The sequence below is a fragment of the Burkholderia cepacia genome (assembly GCF_029962485.1).
Lineage (GTDB): Bacteria > Pseudomonadota > Gammaproteobacteria > Burkholderiales > Burkholderiaceae > Burkholderia.
Genome location: NZ_CP073637.1, coordinates 217,980 through 234,431 on the forward strand (window position 1 = coordinate 217,980; position 16,452 = coordinate 234,431).

The 16,452-nt window shown below is 65.4% G+C and carries 18 protein-coding genes and 1 tRNA gene; 13 read left to right on the top strand and 6 right to left on the bottom strand.

The genetic code is table 11. From position 1 onward, the window contains the following. Nucleotides 1–48: 48 nt before the first annotated feature. A complete protein-coding gene (locus KEC55_RS00940) occupies nucleotides 49–741 on the bottom strand; it encodes a dienelactone hydrolase family protein (RefSeq protein WP_282506372.1) in 693 nt (230 codons plus the stop codon). 223 nt (nucleotides 742–964) lie between these two features. On the opposite strand from KEC55_RS00940, the gene KEC55_RS00945 reads away from it, so the two are divergent. Both KEC55_RS00945 and KEC55_RS00950 read left to right on the top strand, forming a co-directional pair. Next, nucleotides 965–2,044 (top strand): NAD(P)H-dependent flavin oxidoreductase, encoded by a 1,080-nt coding sequence (locus KEC55_RS00945; protein WP_282506373.1) that lies wholly within the window; start codon nucleotides 965–967, stop codon nucleotides 2,042–2,044. 419 nt (nucleotides 2,045–2,463) lie between these two features. After that, nucleotides 2,464–3,606 (top strand): branched-chain amino acid ABC transporter substrate-binding protein, encoded by a 1,143-nt coding sequence (locus KEC55_RS00950; RefSeq protein WP_176048914.1) that lies wholly within the window; start codon nucleotides 2,464–2,466, stop codon nucleotides 3,604–3,606. A 103-nt stretch (nucleotides 3,607–3,709) separates the two neighbouring features. On the opposite strand, the gene KEC55_RS00955 is transcribed toward KEC55_RS00950, so the two are convergent. Next, nucleotides 3,710–4,927, bottom strand: a complete 1,218-nt coding sequence (locus tag KEC55_RS00955; RefSeq protein ID WP_176048912.1) for an MFS transporter — start codon at nucleotides 4,925–4,927, stop codon at nucleotides 3,710–3,712. A 223-nt stretch (nucleotides 4,928–5,150) separates the two neighbouring features. Here KEC55_RS00955 and KEC55_RS00960 point away from each other — a divergent pair, with 223 nt between their 5' ends. The 3 genes from KEC55_RS00960 to KEC55_RS00970 all read left to right on the top strand — a co-directional run bounded on the left by KEC55_RS00960 (nucleotide 5,151) and on the right by KEC55_RS00970 (nucleotide 7,859). After that, nucleotides 5,151–5,810: a HugZ family protein gene (locus KEC55_RS00960; RefSeq protein WP_282506374.1), complete on the top strand. Its 660-nt coding sequence runs from the start codon at nucleotides 5,151–5,153 to the stop codon at nucleotides 5,808–5,810. 356 nt (nucleotides 5,811–6,166) lie between these two features. Further along, entirely contained in the window at nucleotides 6,167–6,460 is a 294-nt protein-coding gene (locus KEC55_RS00965; protein ID WP_006491875.1) for an H-NS family nucleoid-associated regulatory protein, read from the top strand. 241 nt (nucleotides 6,461–6,701) lie between these two features. Beyond that, nucleotides 6,702–7,859, top strand: coding sequence for a cation diffusion facilitator family transporter (locus KEC55_RS00970; RefSeq protein ID WP_282506375.1), 1,158 nt, complete (start codon nucleotides 6,702–6,704; stop codon nucleotides 7,857–7,859). A gap of 42 nt (nucleotides 7,860–7,901) precedes the next feature. Here the strand turns inward: KEC55_RS00970 and KEC55_RS00975 are convergent, their stop codons facing one another. The 3 genes from KEC55_RS00975 to KEC55_RS00985 all read right to left on the bottom strand — a co-directional run bounded on the left by KEC55_RS00975 (nucleotide 7,902) and on the right by KEC55_RS00985 (nucleotide 9,752). After that, entirely contained in the window at nucleotides 7,902–8,372 is a 471-nt protein-coding gene (locus tag KEC55_RS00975; protein ID WP_006477376.1) for an Lrp/AsnC family transcriptional regulator, read from the bottom strand. Between the two features lie 79 nt (nucleotides 8,373–8,451). Then, nucleotides 8,452–9,111 carry an exonuclease gene (locus KEC55_RS00980; protein WP_282506376.1) on the bottom strand — a complete coding sequence of 220 codons (660 nt, stop codon included), beginning with the start codon at nucleotides 9,109–9,111 and terminating at the stop codon, nucleotides 8,452–8,454. Beyond that, nucleotides 9,108–9,752: an MBL fold metallo-hydrolase gene (locus KEC55_RS00985; protein WP_176048906.1), complete on the bottom strand. Its 645-nt coding sequence runs from the start codon at nucleotides 9,750–9,752 to the stop codon at nucleotides 9,108–9,110. Before KEC55_RS00985 ends, KEC55_RS00980 begins: the two co-directional genes overlap by 4 nt. Before the next feature lie 656 nt (nucleotides 9,753–10,408). Between KEC55_RS00985 and KEC55_RS00990 the strand changes: the two genes are divergently transcribed. Further along, complete coding sequence (locus KEC55_RS00990) at nucleotides 10,409–11,017, top strand: septal ring lytic transglycosylase RlpA family protein (protein WP_176048904.1); 609 nt, start codon at nucleotides 10,409–10,411, stop codon at nucleotides 11,015–11,017. A gap of 99 nt (nucleotides 11,018–11,116) precedes the next feature. Here the strand turns inward: KEC55_RS00990 and rsmI are convergent, their stop codons facing one another. Continuing rightward, the gene (gene rsmI, locus KEC55_RS00995; RefSeq protein ID WP_282506377.1) at nucleotides 11,117–11,995 is read right to left on the bottom strand and encodes a 16S rRNA (cytidine(1402)-2'-O)-methyltransferase; all 879 of its coding nucleotides are present in this window, start codon (nucleotides 11,993–11,995) and stop codon (nucleotides 11,117–11,119) included. A 46-nt stretch (nucleotides 11,996–12,041) separates the two neighbouring features. Here rsmI and KEC55_RS01000 point away from each other — a divergent pair, with 46 nt between their 5' ends. The 7 genes from KEC55_RS01000 (at nucleotide 12,042) to KEC55_RS01030 (ending at nucleotide 16,321) form a co-directional block, all read left to right on the top strand. After that, on the top strand, nucleotides 12,042–12,470 hold the full coding sequence (locus KEC55_RS01000) for a YraN family protein (RefSeq protein ID WP_282507468.1): 429 nt from the start codon (nucleotides 12,042–12,044) through the stop codon (nucleotides 12,468–12,470). 126 nt (nucleotides 12,471–12,596) lie between these two features. Continuing rightward, nucleotides 12,597–13,181 (top strand): SIS domain-containing protein, encoded by a 585-nt coding sequence (locus KEC55_RS01005; RefSeq protein WP_282506378.1) that lies wholly within the window; start codon nucleotides 12,597–12,599, stop codon nucleotides 13,179–13,181. 17 nt (nucleotides 13,182–13,198) lie between these two features. After that, nucleotides 13,199–13,996 carry a BON domain-containing protein gene (locus KEC55_RS01010; protein WP_282506379.1) on the top strand — a complete coding sequence of 266 codons (798 nt, stop codon included), beginning with the start codon at nucleotides 13,199–13,201 and terminating at the stop codon, nucleotides 13,994–13,996. Then, nucleotides 13,993–14,355 (top strand): c-type cytochrome, encoded by a 363-nt coding sequence (locus KEC55_RS01015; protein WP_282506380.1) that lies wholly within the window; start codon nucleotides 13,993–13,995, stop codon nucleotides 14,353–14,355. The genes KEC55_RS01010 and KEC55_RS01015 overlap by 4 nt, the downstream gene beginning before the upstream one ends. A gap of 66 nt (nucleotides 14,356–14,421) precedes the next feature. Then, nucleotides 14,422–14,497, top strand: a tRNA-Ala gene (locus KEC55_RS01020). Between the two features lie 165 nt (nucleotides 14,498–14,662). Beyond that, nucleotides 14,663–15,100, top strand: coding sequence for an Arm DNA-binding domain-containing protein (locus KEC55_RS35090; protein ID WP_432625884.1), 438 nt, complete (start codon nucleotides 14,663–14,665; stop codon nucleotides 15,098–15,100). 9 nt (nucleotides 15,101–15,109) lie between these two features. After that, on the top strand, nucleotides 15,110–16,321 hold the full coding sequence (locus KEC55_RS01030; RefSeq protein WP_282506381.1) for a tyrosine-type recombinase/integrase: 1,212 nt from the start codon (nucleotides 15,110–15,112) through the stop codon (nucleotides 16,319–16,321). Nucleotides 16,322–16,452: the final 131 nt, after the last annotated feature.

Here is a 16,452-nt window from a genome sequence, read left to right on the forward strand (position 1 = left end):
TGGGAGCATAACGCGGGCCCGGCGCGCCGGGCCCGCAGCCGCGCACGATTACAGGTGCTCGGCGAGGAACGTCAGCGTGCGGCCATGCGCGAGCGCCGATGCGCGCTGGTTGTACGACGCGCGGTCCGTGCAGTTGAAGCCGTGCTCGGCGCCCGGGTACACGTGGAAAGACGCGTGACCATGGCCGGCGAACGCGGCCTTCACTTCGTCGACGGCCGTCAGCGGGATGCCGTGGTCGTTTTCCGCGTAATGGAACAGGATCGGCTGCGTGACCTTGCCGGCGAGGTCGAGTGCATTCTGGATGCCGCCGCCATAATAGGACACCGCCGCATCGAGCTTGCCGGTCGCGGCGGAGCGGTACGCGAGCTGGCCGCCGAAGCAGTAGCCGATCGCGGCGACCTTGCCGGCCACTTCGGGGCGTGCGCGCAACGCGTCGGCTGCCGCGCCGATGTCGGCAACCGCGAGACCCACGTCGGTCTTCTTCATCAGCTCGATGCCCTTGTCGCGATCCGCGCCTTCGTAGGTCAGCTCGACGCGCGGCTGCGTGCGCCAGAACACGTCCGGCGCGAGCGCGACGAAGCCGTCGGATGCGTACTGGTCGGCGACCGCGCGGATGTGCGAGTTCACGCCGAAGATCTCCTGGATGATGATGACGGCAGGGCCCTTGCCGCGCTTGGGCAGCGCGAGATAGCCACCGAAGCTGTCGTTACCGGTCGGGATGTCGATCCATTGGGCAGTCACGTTCTGAACTCCTGGCGAACGGGATGCGCGGTGCGCACCCCGGGGTGAAAGAGGGCGGCCTAGTGTGCCATCAATCGTCGGGTGATGCAGGGCGCGCGCCTGCTTCTCGCGCAGCGATCGTTTCGATCTCGATTATTCATTTTTCGGCGCCGCGCCGCTTCGATAGAGTCGATGTGCCGGCCTTTACAAAGCGCTTTCGCGCATCGTCATCGAAGGATTCGCCATGTCTGCCCGTCTGTTTTCCACCCCCTTTTCCGAACGCTTCGGCCTGCGCCTGCCGCTCGTGCAGGCGCCGATGGTCGGTGCGACCACGACCGCGATGGTCGCCGCCGCATCGAACGCCGGCGCGCTCGGCAGCCTCGGCGCCGCCGCCTTCGCGCCCGAGCGCCTCGCCACCGAAGTCGACGCCATTCGCGCGGCCACCGATCGCCCGTTCGCGGTCAACCTGTTCGTGCTGCCGGATGCCACGCCCGATGCGGCGACCGTCGCGCGGGCACTGGCCGCGATCGACCCGCTGAACGCGGCGCTCGGCTTGCCGCCGGGTACCGCGCCGGCCCGCTATGCGCCCGACTTCCGCGCGCAGCTCGATGCGCTCGTGGCGCTGCGCGTGCCGGTCGCGAGCTTCACGTTCGGCGTGCTCGACGCGGCCGACGTCGCGCGCCTGAAGGCGGCCGGCACCTATGTGATCGGTACCGCGACGCACGTGGCCGAAGGGCTCGCGTGGCAAGCGGCCGGTGCCGACGCGCTGTCCGCGCAGGGCGCCGAGGCGGGCGGCCATCGTGGCACGTTCATCGGTTCCGCCGACGATGCCCTGATCGGCACGCTCGCGCTCGTGCCGCAGCTCGTCGACGCGACCGGCCTGCCCGTGCTCGCCGCGGGCGGCATCATGGACGGCCGCGGGATCGCGGCCGCGCTCGCGCTCGGCGCGCAGGGCGCCCAGCTCGGCACCGCGTTCCTCACCTGTATGGAAAGCGCGATCGCGGCGGACTGGAAGGCGCGCCTGCTCGCGAGCACCGATACGTCGACACAGGTCACGCGGGCGATTACCGGCCGCCATGCGCGCGGGTTGCGCAACACGCTGATGGCGCGGCTCGGTGAACATGTGGCCGACGTCGCGCCGTACCCGGTGCAGAACGCGCTGACGCAGCCGCTGCGCCAGGCCGCCGCGCGCGCGAACGACGGTGATTACCTGTCGTTGTGGGCCGGGCAGGGTGCGCCGCTTGCGAGGCGGCGCGGCGACGCGCTGACGACGTCACAGCTCGTCGCGGCGCTCGATGCCGAATGGCGTGCATCGGCCGCCTGAATCGTTCATATCGGACGACGAAACGCGCGTGTTGTCACGCGCGTTTCATTCAATGATCCCGGGCACAAAATACCGAATCGAAATGACCCGGGAATCTTTTAAAACGACCTTTCATCGGGTCGCCATGAATTAGCGGAAACCCTTATCCAGCGGGGCTCGCGGCGATATTCGAGTAGTCATTCCAAAGTGTGCATATCAGTAGTGTTACCACTACCCCAAAAAAGTCCCACAAATTAATTTGATCACCTACACTTGCGCGCAAGTACGGACGGGTGGCTGCTAAAAGCGGCTGTTTTCACGTGCTTGAGGCCAAGTGCATGAACGATGCAACCGGCGAATCGTCCAGTGATTGCAAACACAGGGATGGCAGCGGGGCACCGGGCGATGGCGTTTTATTGGGACCGAAACTGGAGACTTACATGAATATCAAGATGCAAAAGCTGTTGCCGATCACCGCCGCGGCGATGCTGTGCGTTGCAGCTGCAAGCAACGCGGCCGCCGATCAAGTCGTCAAGATCGGCCACGTCGCGCCCTTGACGGGCGGTATTGCACACCTGGGCAAGGACAACGAAAACGGCGCACGTCTCGCAGTTGAAGAGATCAACGCGAAGGGTCTCACGGTCGGCGGCCAGAAAATCACGCTGCAACTCGACCCGCAGGATGACGCGGCCGACCCGCGGCAGGCCACGCAGGTTGCGCAGAAGCTCGTCGACGACAAGGTCGTCGCCGTGGTCGGCCACCTGAACTCGGGCACGTCGATCCCGGCCTCGAAGATCTACAGCGATGCGGGCATCGTGCAGATCTCGCCGTCGGCGACCAACCCGGCCTACACGCAGCAAGGCTTCAAGACCACGTACCGCGTGGTCGCGACCGATGCGCAACAGGGCCCGGCACTGGCGAACTACGCGCACTCGAAGGGTATCAAGAGCGTGGCGGTGGTCGACGATTCGACCGCCTACGGCCAGGGTCTCGCGAACGAGTTCGAGAAGAAGGCGAAGGCGCTCGGCCTGAAGGTGATGTCGCATGACGCGACGAACGACAAGGCCGTCGACTTCCGCGCGATTCTGACCAAGATCAAGGGCGAGAATCCGGACGCGATCATGTACGGCGGCATGGACGCCACCGGCGGCCCGTTCGCGAAACAGGCAAAGCAGCTCGGCCTGCGCGCGAAGATCCTCGCGGGCGACGGCGTGTGCACGGAAAAGCTGGCCGACCTGGCCGGCGACGCGACCGACAACGTGGTGTGCTCGGAAGCCGGTGCTTCGCTCGAGAAGATGTCGGGCGGCGCAGCGTTCAAGGCGAAGTACGAGAAGCGCTTCGGCCAGCCGATCCAGATCTACGCACCGTTCACGTATGACGCCGTGTACATCATCGTCGATGCGATGAAGCGCTCGAACTCGACGGATCCGGCGAAGATCCTCGCCGCGATGCCTGCGACGAACTACTCGGGCGTGATCGGCACGACGACCTTCGACTCGAAGGGCGACCTGCAGCACGGCGTGATCTCGCTGTACAACTACAAGGGCGGCAAGAAGTCGCTGCTCGACGAAGTGAAGATGTAACGCGCCTAGCGGCCGACAGAAGGGGTGAAAGCGCGCATGCGGCAACGCATGCGCGCTTTCTTTTTGGCCGCTCGGGCCGCTCGGGCCGATGAGCGCCGTGCCGTCAGATTTTCAGGTGGGCGAGCACCTTCGGCGCGATGATCGCGACGAGCGCCGCGCATAGCGCGACGACGGACAGGCCGATCGTCAGGTTCGCGGCCTGCGCGACCGCACCGATCACGACCGGACCGAACAGCAGTCCGAAATACGCGAGTCCCGCCACGTGCGCGAGCCCTTCGGCCGCGTGGATGCCCTTGACGCGCGCGGCGGCGGCGAACAGCACGGGCATCATGTTCGCGAGGCCGAGGCCCATCAGCGTGAAGCCGGTCAGCACCGCGACGGGATTCGGCAGCAGCAGCGCGCCGATCATCCCCGCGCATGCGAGCGACGCGCTCGCGAATACGAGCTGCGGCGCGCCGAAGCGCGCCCGCACGGCGTCGCCCGCGAAGCGCGCGATGGCCATCCCGCCGGAGAACGCCGCATAGGCGGCGCTCGCGAGTGCGGGGCTCGCCGCGACGACGTCGCGCATGTAGACCGTCGCCCAGTCGTACATCGCACCTTCGGCGATCAGTGCGATCAGCGCGATGCCGCCGAGCATCCACAACGCGGGCGAGCGCCAGCGGTTGCCGCCGCCGTGCGCGTGTTCGTGGTGCGGCACATGCGGCAGCACGGCCGGGCTGGCGGCCACGAGTACCGCGGCGCTCACGGCTGCCGCGAGCGCGAGATGCACGGCCGGCGCCATGCCGGCCGACAGCAGCGCGCCGCCGGCGGCCGCGCCCGACATCCCGCCGATGCTGAACATCCCGTGCAGCGACGACATGATCGGCTTGCCGAGCGCGATCTCGACCGCGCTGGCCTCGGCGTTCATCGCGACATCGAGCGTCGCCATCGAGAAGCCGAACAGCGCGAGCACCGCGAGCAGCATCCAGTAGTCGGGCACGACGAGGATCAGCGCCGCGCACGCGGACATCACGAGCCCGCCCGTGACACATGCGGTGCGCGAGCCGACGCGGGTGATCCAGCGCGCGATGGTCAGCATCGCGGCGATCGAGCCGCCGGCGACCGCGAACAGCGCGATCGACAGCAGGCCGGGGCTCAGCGCGAACTTGTCGCGCACGGTCGGCACGTGCACGCCCCATGACGCGTACATCATGCCGGCAACGAAGAACAGCGCCATGGACGCCGTGCGCGCGCGCTGGCGGGCCGGCAGCGGCAGCACGCGATGCGCGTCGGGCGGCGCGGCGAACGGGGACGACGATTCGGGAGAAGAGGATTCGGACACGGGAAGGCTCGTCAAGAAATGCACGGACGCACGCAGCGTCCGTCGGAATCGTCCGATTCTATCGAACCGCTTACGATCCTGCCGGGTGCTGTCCGTTCGACCGACGATCGGGCGGCCGGGCAACATCGGCCGTTCGACCGATGCGCGGCGCGCCGCGTCGGCGGGTAACATCGAAGCGCATGCGGCACGAACGATGCGCCGCCCTTCGACCGCAGGAGTCCTCTTGAACATCGATCCCGCCCTCGCGCTGCATCTGCTGCACCGTTGCGCGCTCGGCACGCTCGCTACCCATACGCGCGAACCGCAGGGTTTCCCGTACCCGACGGTCGTCCCGTTTGCACCCGATGCAAGCCATCGTCCCGTGATTCTCGTCAGCGGCCTGGCCGAGCACACGCGCAATCTCGCCGCGGATCCGCGGGCGGGCTTCCTGGTCGTCGACGCGCCGGATGGCGACGTGCTGAACGCCGAACGAGCGACGCTGCTCGGCCGGTTCGTGCCGCTCGCCGCCGATCCGCATGTCGCCGCGCGCTACCTGCGCTACGAGCCGGACGCCGCGCGTTATCTCGCACTTGGCGATTTCACGTTCTGGGCGCTCGATATCGAGCGGCTGCGCTATATCGGCGGTTTCGGGCGGATGGGCTGGGTCGACGGCACGCATCTCGACGGACTGCCGCCGCTCGCGTTCGACGACGAGCAGGCTCTGTGGAACGCCTACGATACCGGCGATGCGCGCCGCGACGGGCTCGACCTGCTCGGCGTCGATCGCCACGGCGCCGACTGGCGATACGACGGCCGTCGCGTGCGTACGCCATTCGATATGCCGTCGGCCGATATTGGCGCGCTGCGCGACCGGCTGATTGCATGCGCTAGGGATGTGACGTGACGTCGCGGGTCAGTCATTTGTGCGTTTGGCAAACCGCGTCATGTGGTTTTAGCAAAGCTGTCGTCCGATGAGAGCTTCGATTTTCCCGAATACAGGGTAATTGCGTATGTTGATAGCCCTAATAGGCAATCACTAATGTCCTAATCTCTGTACAGGGACGTAAAAATTTGAGAAAAGGCCGCGGCCGGTCAAAATGACATGCGCGAATTACAATGGGTCTCGGGATTTTCGTGAATCTCGCTTCTATCAAATCTTTTTTGTGCTAATCTCTGCCTTCGAAAATCCGAGGCACATATATTTCATGAATGGTGAGCTGGCTGCAGACCGGCGCCATTGGTCAGATAGAAAGGGAAACTATGTCTTCTTACAAGGACCTGCTGGCCCAGCGGGAAAAGCTGGAGAAGCAAATCGAAGAAGCGAAGTCGCGTGAATACGCTGAAGTGCTGAATGACGTGAAGCAGAAAATTGCCGACTACGGCTTTTCGCTCGCTGAACTCGGTCTCAGCCGCGCGAAGGCAGGCAAGGTTGGCCGTCCGCGCGCAGGCGTGGCCGCGAAGTACCGCGATCCGGAAACGGGCGCAACATGGTCGGGCCGTGGCAAGCCGCCGCGCTGGATTGCCGGCAAGAACCGCGAGCAGTTTGCGATTTAAACGTTTGTTTAAGTCGTCTGCGCTTCAAAAGAGCCGCGTATCCGTTCAGGAGCGCGGCTTTTTTGTTTCCGGGCACCGCCGGCGCACAAGCGTTGTCATGAAAGTGTAATAATGGCGTGTGAATGAAAATGCGACACGTTCGTATAAGCGATTGATTTAAATAAGAAATTTGTGGGTATTGGGCGGATTCGCGGGGCGCGTTTGATAGAATTGCGCATCGCAAACCGATATCCCATATTTCATGTCCACGTTTTCCGGCGACGCGCAGAGCGCAGATAAGCACGCGGTTGCGCGCAAGAGCACGCTCGTCAGTATTGTGCTGAATGTCGTGCTTGCGACATTTCAGATCGTCGTCGGTACGATTGCGCATTCGCAGGCATTGATTGCTGACGGTGTGCATTCGATATCCGATTTGATCTCGGATTTTGTCGTGCTGGTTGCGAATCGCCATAGTGGTGCATCGCCGGATGCCGACCACAATTACGGCCATAGCCGCTACGAAACGGTCGCGTCATTGTTTCTCGGCGCGATCCTGATTGCGGTCGGGATCGGCATGCTCTGGCGCGCCGGCGATCGCCTCGTTAATCTCGAAAACATTCCCGCTGTCCATTTCTCCGCGCTGATCGTCGCGCTGACGGTGCTCGTGTCGAAAGAGGCGCTGTTTCGCTACATGCTGCGCGAGGCGCGGCGCGTGCGTTCGGCGATGCTCGTCGCCAACGCGTGGCATGCGCGCTCGGATGCCGCGTCGTCGCTGGTCGTTGCGATCGGCATCGTCGGCAGCCTGGCCGGCGTGAAGCTGCTCGACCCGATCGCGGCCGCGATCGTCGGCTTCATGGTCGCGCGGATGGGCTGGACGTTCGGCTATGACGCGCTGCAGGACCTGTCCGACCGTGCGCTCGACACGGCCGACACGGCCGAGATTCGCGCGCTGCTTGCGGCGACGCCCGGTGTGCGCGACGTGCACGACCTGCGCACGCGCAAGATGGGCGACGCCGCGCTCGTCGATGCGCACATCCTCGTCGATCCGAAGATCTCCGTATCCGAAGGGCACTACATTGCCGAGACCGCGCGTGCGCGCGTGCTGTCCGATCCGCGCGTGCTCGATGCGCTGATTCACGTCGACCCGGAGAACGACGCGGCGCGCCGCCCGGCGCTCGCGCTGCCGCCGCGCGGCGAGATCGCGGCACGGCTCGAAGCCGCGCTCGCGCAGCGCGGGCTGCGTGCGACGGCGATCAACCTGCATTACCTGAGTACGGGGCTCGAGATCGACGTCACGCTCGCCAGCGATCCGCACGATACCGATGCGGCGCTGGCCGGCCGGATCGACGTCGGCGCGCTGCAGCGCGAGTTCGGCGCGCGCCGGATCGGCTTCACGCGCGCGATGCCCGCGCAGGCGTGACCGGCGGCTGGTCGCCGTGAACGCCGCGCGCCGGCCCGCGCGTTACAGCGGCAGTTGCGTGTCGAACTTGATTTCGCGCAGCACGACGCTCGTGCGCACCTGCGACACGGCCGGGATCTTGAAGATGCGTTCGTGCAGGAAGACGTCGTAGGCCTTGATGTCAGGCGCGACGATCTTGAGGATGTAGTCGGCTTCGCCGGTCGTGCTGTAGCACTCGGTGACTTCCGGGCAGGTCGCGATCTCGCGCTCGAACTGCTCGACGCCGCCTTCGTTGTGGCGCGTCAGGTGCACGTGCGCGAGCGCGCAGACGTGCAGGCCGAGCTTCTCGCGATCGAGCAGCGCCGTGTAGCGCTGGATCACGCCCGACTGTTCCATGTCCTTGATGCGACGCCAGCACGGCGTGCTCGACAGGCCGACCTGGTCGGAAATTTCCTGAACGGAACGGCGCGCGTCGAGCTGCAACAGGCGAAGGATTTTTTGCGAAAAGGAATCGAGCGTCACCTGCGCCTCCATGCGGCAGCAACAACATGCTGAATGTTAGAGGGCCGGGAAAGGAAAGGCAATCTGGCGTGCCGCCGGTGAGCGAGATTCGCTAATTTGCTCGCGGATCCGTGGGATTTTGCCCCGACTCCGTGGTTTCCGACCGATCGGTGTCCGCGACGGCGAGGTCCGCGAGCGCGGCCTGCTGCCGGCGCAGGTCGGCGAGCATGTTGCAGAACAGCGCGCCTTGCTCGATCGCGTCGTCGAGCGCGACGTGCGTATGCGGATGGTCGTCGAACCAGTGCTTCGGAAAGCGCGGCTTGATCGCCTTGCGGTACGGCAGCCCCGTGATCGCGAACGCGAGCGTCTTGATGTCGAGCGCGGACCACGAGAACGGGCAACGTCCCGTGAAGCGCATCATGTACCAGAACATGAACGTGAAATCGAAGCCGGCCGGCATCGCGACGAACACGGGCTTGCCGGGCAGCGCCTCGACCCAGTCGACGTACGCGAGCAGCGCCGCCTCGGGCGCCTGCAGGTCGCGCCGGCACGCGGCCCACGCTTCGGGCTCGGTCTTCCACCACGCTTCCTGTACCGGGTGCGCCTGCGCGCCGGGCAGCGTCTCGAGGTTGGCCGAGAACGTCGCGATCAGCTGCTTGTTCTCGGTATAGGCGGCCGACGCGAAGCTCAGCATCGAGTGCGGGCCGGGAATCGGGCCGTCGGCCTCGACGTCGGTGCTGACGTAGATTTCCGGGATGGCGGTCTGGTTCATCCGAATACCTTGTCGGACACGAACGGGTTCGTGCGGCGCTCGTCGCCGAACGTCGACACCGGGCCGTGGCCCGGCACGAACGTCACGTCGTCGCCGAGCGGCCAGAGCTTCTCCTTGATCGAACGGACGAGATCCTCGTGATTGCCGCGCGGGAAATCGGTCCGGCCGATCGAGCCGGCGAACAGCACGTCGCCGACGATCGCGACGCGATGCGCGCGGCTGAAGAACACGACATGGCCGGGCGTGTGGCCCGGGCAGTGATAGACCTCGAGCGTTTCGTCGCCGAACTGCACGGTGTCGCCGTCGTTCAGCCAGTGGTCGGGCTCGAAGGCGTCGGCGGCCGGGAAGCCGAAGCGCTCGCTCTGCATCGGCAGCTTCTCGATCCAGAAGCGTTCTTCTTCCTGCGGCCCCTCGATCGGCACGCCGTAGTGCGTCGCGAGCGTCTTCGCGCCCGCGCAGTGATCGATGTGCCCGTGCGTGAGCAGCACCTTCTCGACCTGCACGTTCTGCCGCGCGACTTCCTGCTGGATCCGATCGAGATCGCCGCCCGGATCGACGACGGCGGCACGGCCCGTTTTCTCGCAGACGAGCAGCGAGCAGTTCTGCTGGAACGGCGTGACCGGAATGAGCGTGACTTTCATGGAGACACCGGCGGCTAAAAGGAGCGATTGTACCGGTCGCGCGCGCCGCCTGCCGTTCGCTCGACGCGTGCCGCGACGCGCGGATGAGGGCATTCCCGGAGCATGTCGATTGTTACAGCCATAGTGAGAATCAATGGTCCTTCGGGGGTGCTTTCCGGGTAGACCTTTTGGTTTATGTATAATGCGCCCCATTGAGCGTGAATTTCACGCCATTCGCTGGTGTTTCGGCCCCGTTAAAAAAGGGCGTCGGAAGCACCGTCAAGCATCAGCCGCCGGGGAGTCCGGCGGTGTATCCAGCACCGAGCATTCGGTGCTCACGTCTTGTCCGGCCGGGTGCTGCGCGCCCGCCTGCGGCCCTGCTGCCGCGCCGCCGGATGAGGCCTGTGCCGCCGTTCCTGTGCGTTGGTCGTATCGACGCGCGCGAACTTGAAGCCATGTTCGATGGCGGCATGTGGGGTCTGGTCAGGCTGTTGGGGACAGGTTGCGCCAGACGTGAAAGCTAATCAGGACGGTTGCGGCATAGACGAAAGCCGCGCCCATGCTAGCCGCCTGCTCGCATTCGAGCGGGGCGTGCACGCATTTGCCGTCCGGGCCGCGAGTCTGCGCTGTGAAGCAGCGTGATGTAGGAGCGGCCCGAACCAGAAGGCGACACGTCGATGAACGTACGATTTCCGAGCCGATTCGGGACCATTGCATTATTTTTTGCGTTGACGGGCTGTGCGGTGCCACCCAGCCAGACCACCGGAAGCGCGAACCAGAAGAACGCGGTCGACAAGACGGCCGCTGCCGCGAAAGCGGACAACGACAAGCAACTGAATTTCGATTCCGCACTGGCATCGATGCCGGCTGCCGACGCCAAGGACGCGAAGAAGTCGTCGCTGGCGGACGCCGAGCCGATCGACGGCAAGGACGTGTCCGACTTCCGTCAGACGGGCCGCGCATCGTGGTACGGGCGGGATTTCCACGGCCGCCGCACCGCGAACGGCGAACGCTTCAACATGAATGCGCTCACCGCCGCGCACCGCACGCTGCCGCTGTCGTCGTACATCAAGGTGACGAATGCGTCGAGCGGCAAGTGGGTCGTCGTGAAGGTCAACGATCGCGGGCCGTTCAAGCGCGGCCGCGTGCTCGACCTGTCGTATGCCGCTGCCAAGATGATCGGTCTCGTGCATGCCGGCACGGGCCGCGTGAAGATCGAAGGGCTGTCGCCGCAGGAAGCGCGCGAGGCACGCGACGAAATGTTCGCGTCGATCTCGGCGAAGTAACGCGGCGGTTCGTCCGCTCACGCATCAGGTATCACGCATCAAGTACAAAGGGCTGCCTTCCGGCAGCCCTTTGTCGTTTCGGCGCGGCGTTGTCGCGCGTCAGCCTTCCTTCAGCGCGAGCGCACGCGCATACAGCGTGTTGCGCGATGCGCCCGTCAGCGCGGCCGCGAGCTTCGCGGCACTCTTCACCGGCACTTCTTCCAGCAGCAGCCTGAGCAGCGCGTCGTGCGCGGTGTCGTCGGCTTCGCCGCTCGCCGCCGGCGCGCCTTCGACGACCAGCACGAACTCGCCGCGCTGCCGGTTCGCATCGCCGGCAAGCCAGGTCTGTCCTTCGGCCAGGGTGCCCTGGAACAACTGCTCGTGTAGTTTGGTGAGTTCGCGCGCAATCAGCAGCCGGCGCGCGGGGCCGAACGCATCGGCGAGTGCGGTGATGGTTTCGGCGATCCGGTGCGGCGCTTCGTAGAACACCAGCGCATACGGATGCGACACCAGCGCCTGCAGCGCGGTTGCGCGCTGCTTGGCCTTCGGCGGCAGGAAGCCGGCGAACGTGAACGCGCCGGCCCATTCACCGGCCACGCTCAGCGCGGTCACGGCCGCGCTCGCGCCCGGCAGCGGGATCACCGCGAAGCCGGCCGCGCGCACCGCGTCGACCAGCCGCGCGCCGGGGTCCGAGATGCCGGGCGTGCCGGCGTCCGAGACGTAAGCCACGCGTTCGCCGCCACGCAGCATGTCGATCACGCGCTGCGCGGCTTCGCGTTCGTTGTGCTCGTGCACGGCCAGGAGCGGCTTCGAGATCCCGTAGCGGGCGAGCAACTGGCCGGTGTTGCGGGTGTCTTCGGCCGCGATGCGGTCGGCGAGGCCGAGCACGTGCAGCGCGCGCAGCGTGATGTCGGCCGTATTGCCGATCGGCGTGGCGACCACGTAAAGCGCGGCGTCCGGGTAGTGCTGCGTATGCGCGAGTTCGAGGAGGGCAGTCATGGCAGGCAATGCACGCAATCGCGGCGCAAGCGGAACAAGGTCGGCATTGTGCCACGCGGCGCCGGCCGGCCCGGGCGACGGGCGCGGTTTGCCGCGCGCGGGCGACAACTTTTCCGGCGCGGCACAATCAAAACCGGTCGGCGCGGCGTTCGAGCTGCGCGCGCGGCAATTTCTCGAGCGGCGCGGCCTCGGGTTCGTCGCGGCGAACGTGACGATGCGCGGCGGCGAGCTCGATCTCGTGATGCACGAGCCCGACGGCATGCTCGTGTTCGTCGAAGTGCGCGCGCGGCGCAGTGTCCGGCATGGCGGCGCGGCGGCGAGCGTCGGCTGGCGCAAGCGGCGGCGTCTCGTCGCGGCGGCGTTGCAGTTCTGGGCGCGGCACGGTGCCGGTGCCGCGTGCCGGTTCGACGTCGTCGCATTCGAGGCCGGCCGGCTCGTGTGGCTGCGCGACGCATTTCGTACCGACGATGTGTAGCCGCGACGTGTGACGAGATGTAAAGAGTTCTTGCCGGACCCCCGGAGAGGGTGCCGGAGTACGGTAAACTCGCCGCACCCACGATGTCGCGCGATATGTGCCACGCGCCCAGTTCACCAGGAATCGATGTCAGTCGAACGTATTCAGCAACAATTCCACGACAGCGCCGCGCTTCACGCCGAAGCGGCAGATGCGCTGGCGTTGCCGATCGCAGCCGCGGTCGATGCGATGTTCGCCGCATTGGCGAACGGCAACAAGATCGTCGCGTGCGGTGAAGGCCCGTCGGCCGCCGCCGCGCAGTACCTCGCCGCGTCGCTCGTCGGCGGCTTCGAGCGCGAGCGTCCGGGCCTGCCCGCGATCGCGCTGGCCACCGATGCATCGCAAGCCGGCCTCATGGGGGCGATGGCCGCCGAGCAACTGTTCGCGCAGCAGGTGCGCGTGCTCGGCCAGACGGGCGACATCCTGCTGGTGCTCGATTCGGGCGGCGCGTCGCCGCGTGTGCTGGCAGCGATCGACGAGGCGCACGAGCGCGAGATGACCGTCGTCGCACTGACGGGAGGCAACGGCCATGCAGTTGCGGCCGTGCTGTCCGATACCGATATTCCGATCAGCGTGCACGCCGTTCGCGCGGCACGCATCCACGAAGTCCATCTGCTGACCATCCACTGCCTGTGCGACGGCATCGACGCGATGCTGCTGGGTGAGGATTGAACGAAGGAGAGCTGTCGATGAATCAAAGCCGCGTCAAACAGACGCTCGTCAGAACCACGCTGCTCGCCACGCTGATGGCGGGCCTCGCCGTGTCGCTGCAGGGTTGTGTGCTCGGGATCGTGGGTGCGGCGGCCGGCGGCGGCGCGCTGGTCGCGACCGACCGCCGGACGCTCGGCGCGCAGACGGAGGACCGCGAGATCCAGGTCAAGTCGCTCTCGCAGATCAACAACGGGCTGCCCGACCAGTCGCACGTGAACGTGACGGTGTTCAACCGCCGCGTGCTGCTGACGGGTGAAGTGCCGAACGATGCGTCGAAGCAGCGCGCCGAGGAAATCGTGCGCGGCATCAACAACGTGAACGGCATCGTCAACGAGCTGTCGGTCGAGCCGGCGGCGTCGCTGTCGTCGCGTGCGAACGACTCGTACCTCGAAGGGCGCGTGAAGTCCGAGCTGATCGCGACGAAGGGCATCTCGGCGAACTACTACAAGGTCGTCAGCGAGCGCGGCAACCTTTACCTGATGGGCCTCGTGACGGTGGACGAAGGCAATCGCGGCGCGGAAGCCGCGAGCCAGGTGCCGGGTGTCGAGAAGGTCGTGAAGGTGTTCCAGTACGTGAAGCCGCAGGACGCGCAGGCGCTGCAGGACGCATCGCCCGCGAGCGGTGCGTCCGGCGCGCCGGCTGCCGCGCCGGCGGACAGCGCGACGGTCGGCGCCGTGCCGGACGCATCGGTGCAGTCCGCGCCGCTGCAGTCGCCCGCGCCGATCTCGAATTCGTCGAGCGTCCACCCGGGCAACCCGAAGGCGCCGGCGCAATGAAGAGTGTGCAGATGAAGCAGATGAAACGCTGGATGGTGCAGGGCGCCGCGGCCGCGGCGCTCGTGGGCGGCACGCTGGGCGCAGCGCACGCGGACGTCGGCGACGGCCTGAAGGTTGCGCGCGGCAACGCCTGCATGGGCTGTCACGCGGTGGACCGCAAGCTCGTCGGCCCGTCGTTCAAGGATATCGCCGCGCGCTACAAGTCCGATCCGCAGGCCGTCGCGAAGCTGTCGAAGAAGGTGAAGGAAGGCGGCTCCGGCGTCTGGGGTGCGATTCCGATGCCCGCGCATCCGCGCATGAGCGACGCCGACGTCCGTTCGGTGGTCGAATGGGTGCTGGCTGGCTCGCCGTCAAAGTAACGCTTCGGGGGGCACGTAACCCCTATTGCCAAGCGCAGAAATGCGTGTGTATGATAATTGACTGTTGGGGCGGTAGCTCAGCTGGGAGAGCGTCGCGTTCGCAATGCGAAGGTCGGGAGTTCGATCCTCCTCCGCTCCACCAAGAATACATACGAAGAAATCCGAGAAAGTCCGAAAAACCCCGTAAGATCAAGCCTTACGGGGTTTTTTATTACCTATAGGGTCCGAACTCGTCCATTGACATCCGCACCCGAAAGGGGAAAACTTTTGGGGCAACTGTCCGTCCAGCTAACCCAGTATTCCCCAAATGGCGCTGACCGATACCGCCATCAGGAACGCGAAGCCCGCCGAGAAGCCCAGAAAGCTGTTCGACGGTGGCGGCCTTTATTTGCTCGTCGTTCCTAGCCGGGCCAAATACTGGCGGCTCAAATACCGGTTCGGCGGCAAGGAGAAAACCCTGTCGTTCGGCGTCTACCAGCAAGTGACGCTCGCAGCGGCGCGGAATCGGCGAGACGAGGCCCGGGCGCTACTTGCCGCAGGAGTCGATCCAAGCGAGGTACGAAAGGAGGAGCGCGCTACCCAGCGGGACGAAGCCGTTCGGCTGGAGGCGGCAATGCGCTTTTCCGTGGATAGCGATGGTGCGCTGTCGATCCGCCTTGGCGCACGTCGCATGAATCTGAGTCCGTCGGAGACGGCCCAGCTTCGCGCCTTTCTTGATGCAACGCGCACTGTGCTCCCCAAGTAGTAAACGAGCATGGCACTGACTGACGTACGCGTTCGCAACGCGAAGCCGACTGGCAAGCTCTATCGTCTATTCGATGAGCGAGGTATGTACCTCGAGGTTTCCGCTACCGGCGGCAAGTGGTGGCGCTTTAAGTACCGATTCGAGGGCAAGGAGAAGCGGCTATCACTTGGCGTTTACCCGGATGTCGGCCTAAAGGACGCACGCGAGCGCCGGGACGAGATGCGCAAACTGCTCACGCAGGGCATCGACCCTGGCGAGCACAAAAAGGCCACGAAGGCGGCGACACTTGAGCGAGCCGCGAATTCGTTCGAAGTGGTCGCGCGTGAATGGTTCGCCCGCCAGTCGCCCACCTGGGCTCAAAGTCACGCGGATAAGGTAATCCAGCGTCTCGAAAAAGACATCTTCCCCTGGCTCGGCAACCGAGCTATCGCTGAAATTGCTGCCCCGGAGCTGCTGGCGGTCATTCGGCGGATCGAAGAGCGCGGGGCGAAGGATACGGCCCATCGAGCATTGCAGAACTGCGGACAGGTGTTCCGCTACGCCGTGGCGACAGGGCGAGCCGAACGTGATCCGTCGGCCGACTTGAGAGGTGCCCTTCCGCCAGTTCGGCACGAGAATTTCGCATCCATCACCGAGCCCACGAGGGTGGCCGAGTTGCTGCGTGCAATCGATGCTTTTCGCGGGACGTTCGTCGTGAAGAGTGCGTTGCAGTTGGCCCCGCTTTTGTTTGTGCGCCCCGGTGAATTGCGTAAGGCTGAATGGGCGGGCTTCGATCTCGATAAGGCGGAGTGGCGTTATCTCGTAACCAAAACGAAGACCGAGCACCTCATTCCTCTATCTACGCAAGCGGTGGCGATCTTACGAGAACTGCATGCGCTGACAGGGCAGAAGACTTACGTGTTTCCCGGACGCGACACGCGGAAACCGATGAGCGAGGCGGCGATCAACGCGGCGCTGCGGCGGATGGGATACGACACAAAGACGGAGATCACTGGTCACGGATTTCGGGCGATGGCTCGCACAATTTTGCACGAGGAACTGCACGTAAAGCCGGAAGTTATCGAGCATCAACTTGCGCACAAGGTTCCGGACGCGCTAGGCACCGCATACAATCGCACCAAATTCCTAAAAGAACGGCGAACCATGATGCAACAATGGGCGGACTACTTGGCCGCGCTAAAAGCGGGAGAACCCCTCGCGGCGATCGAGGCGCAAACCTAGGGGGCGGAAAGGGAATGCGGCACCTCTGATGTGGGCCGCGCTATTTTGACACTGCAGTGTCCGGCGAGTCGCTGCGCCTACCGGGTCCGGTCGCTTTCGTCTGTAGTCGCGAGGTCCGCGTAATGGCGCGA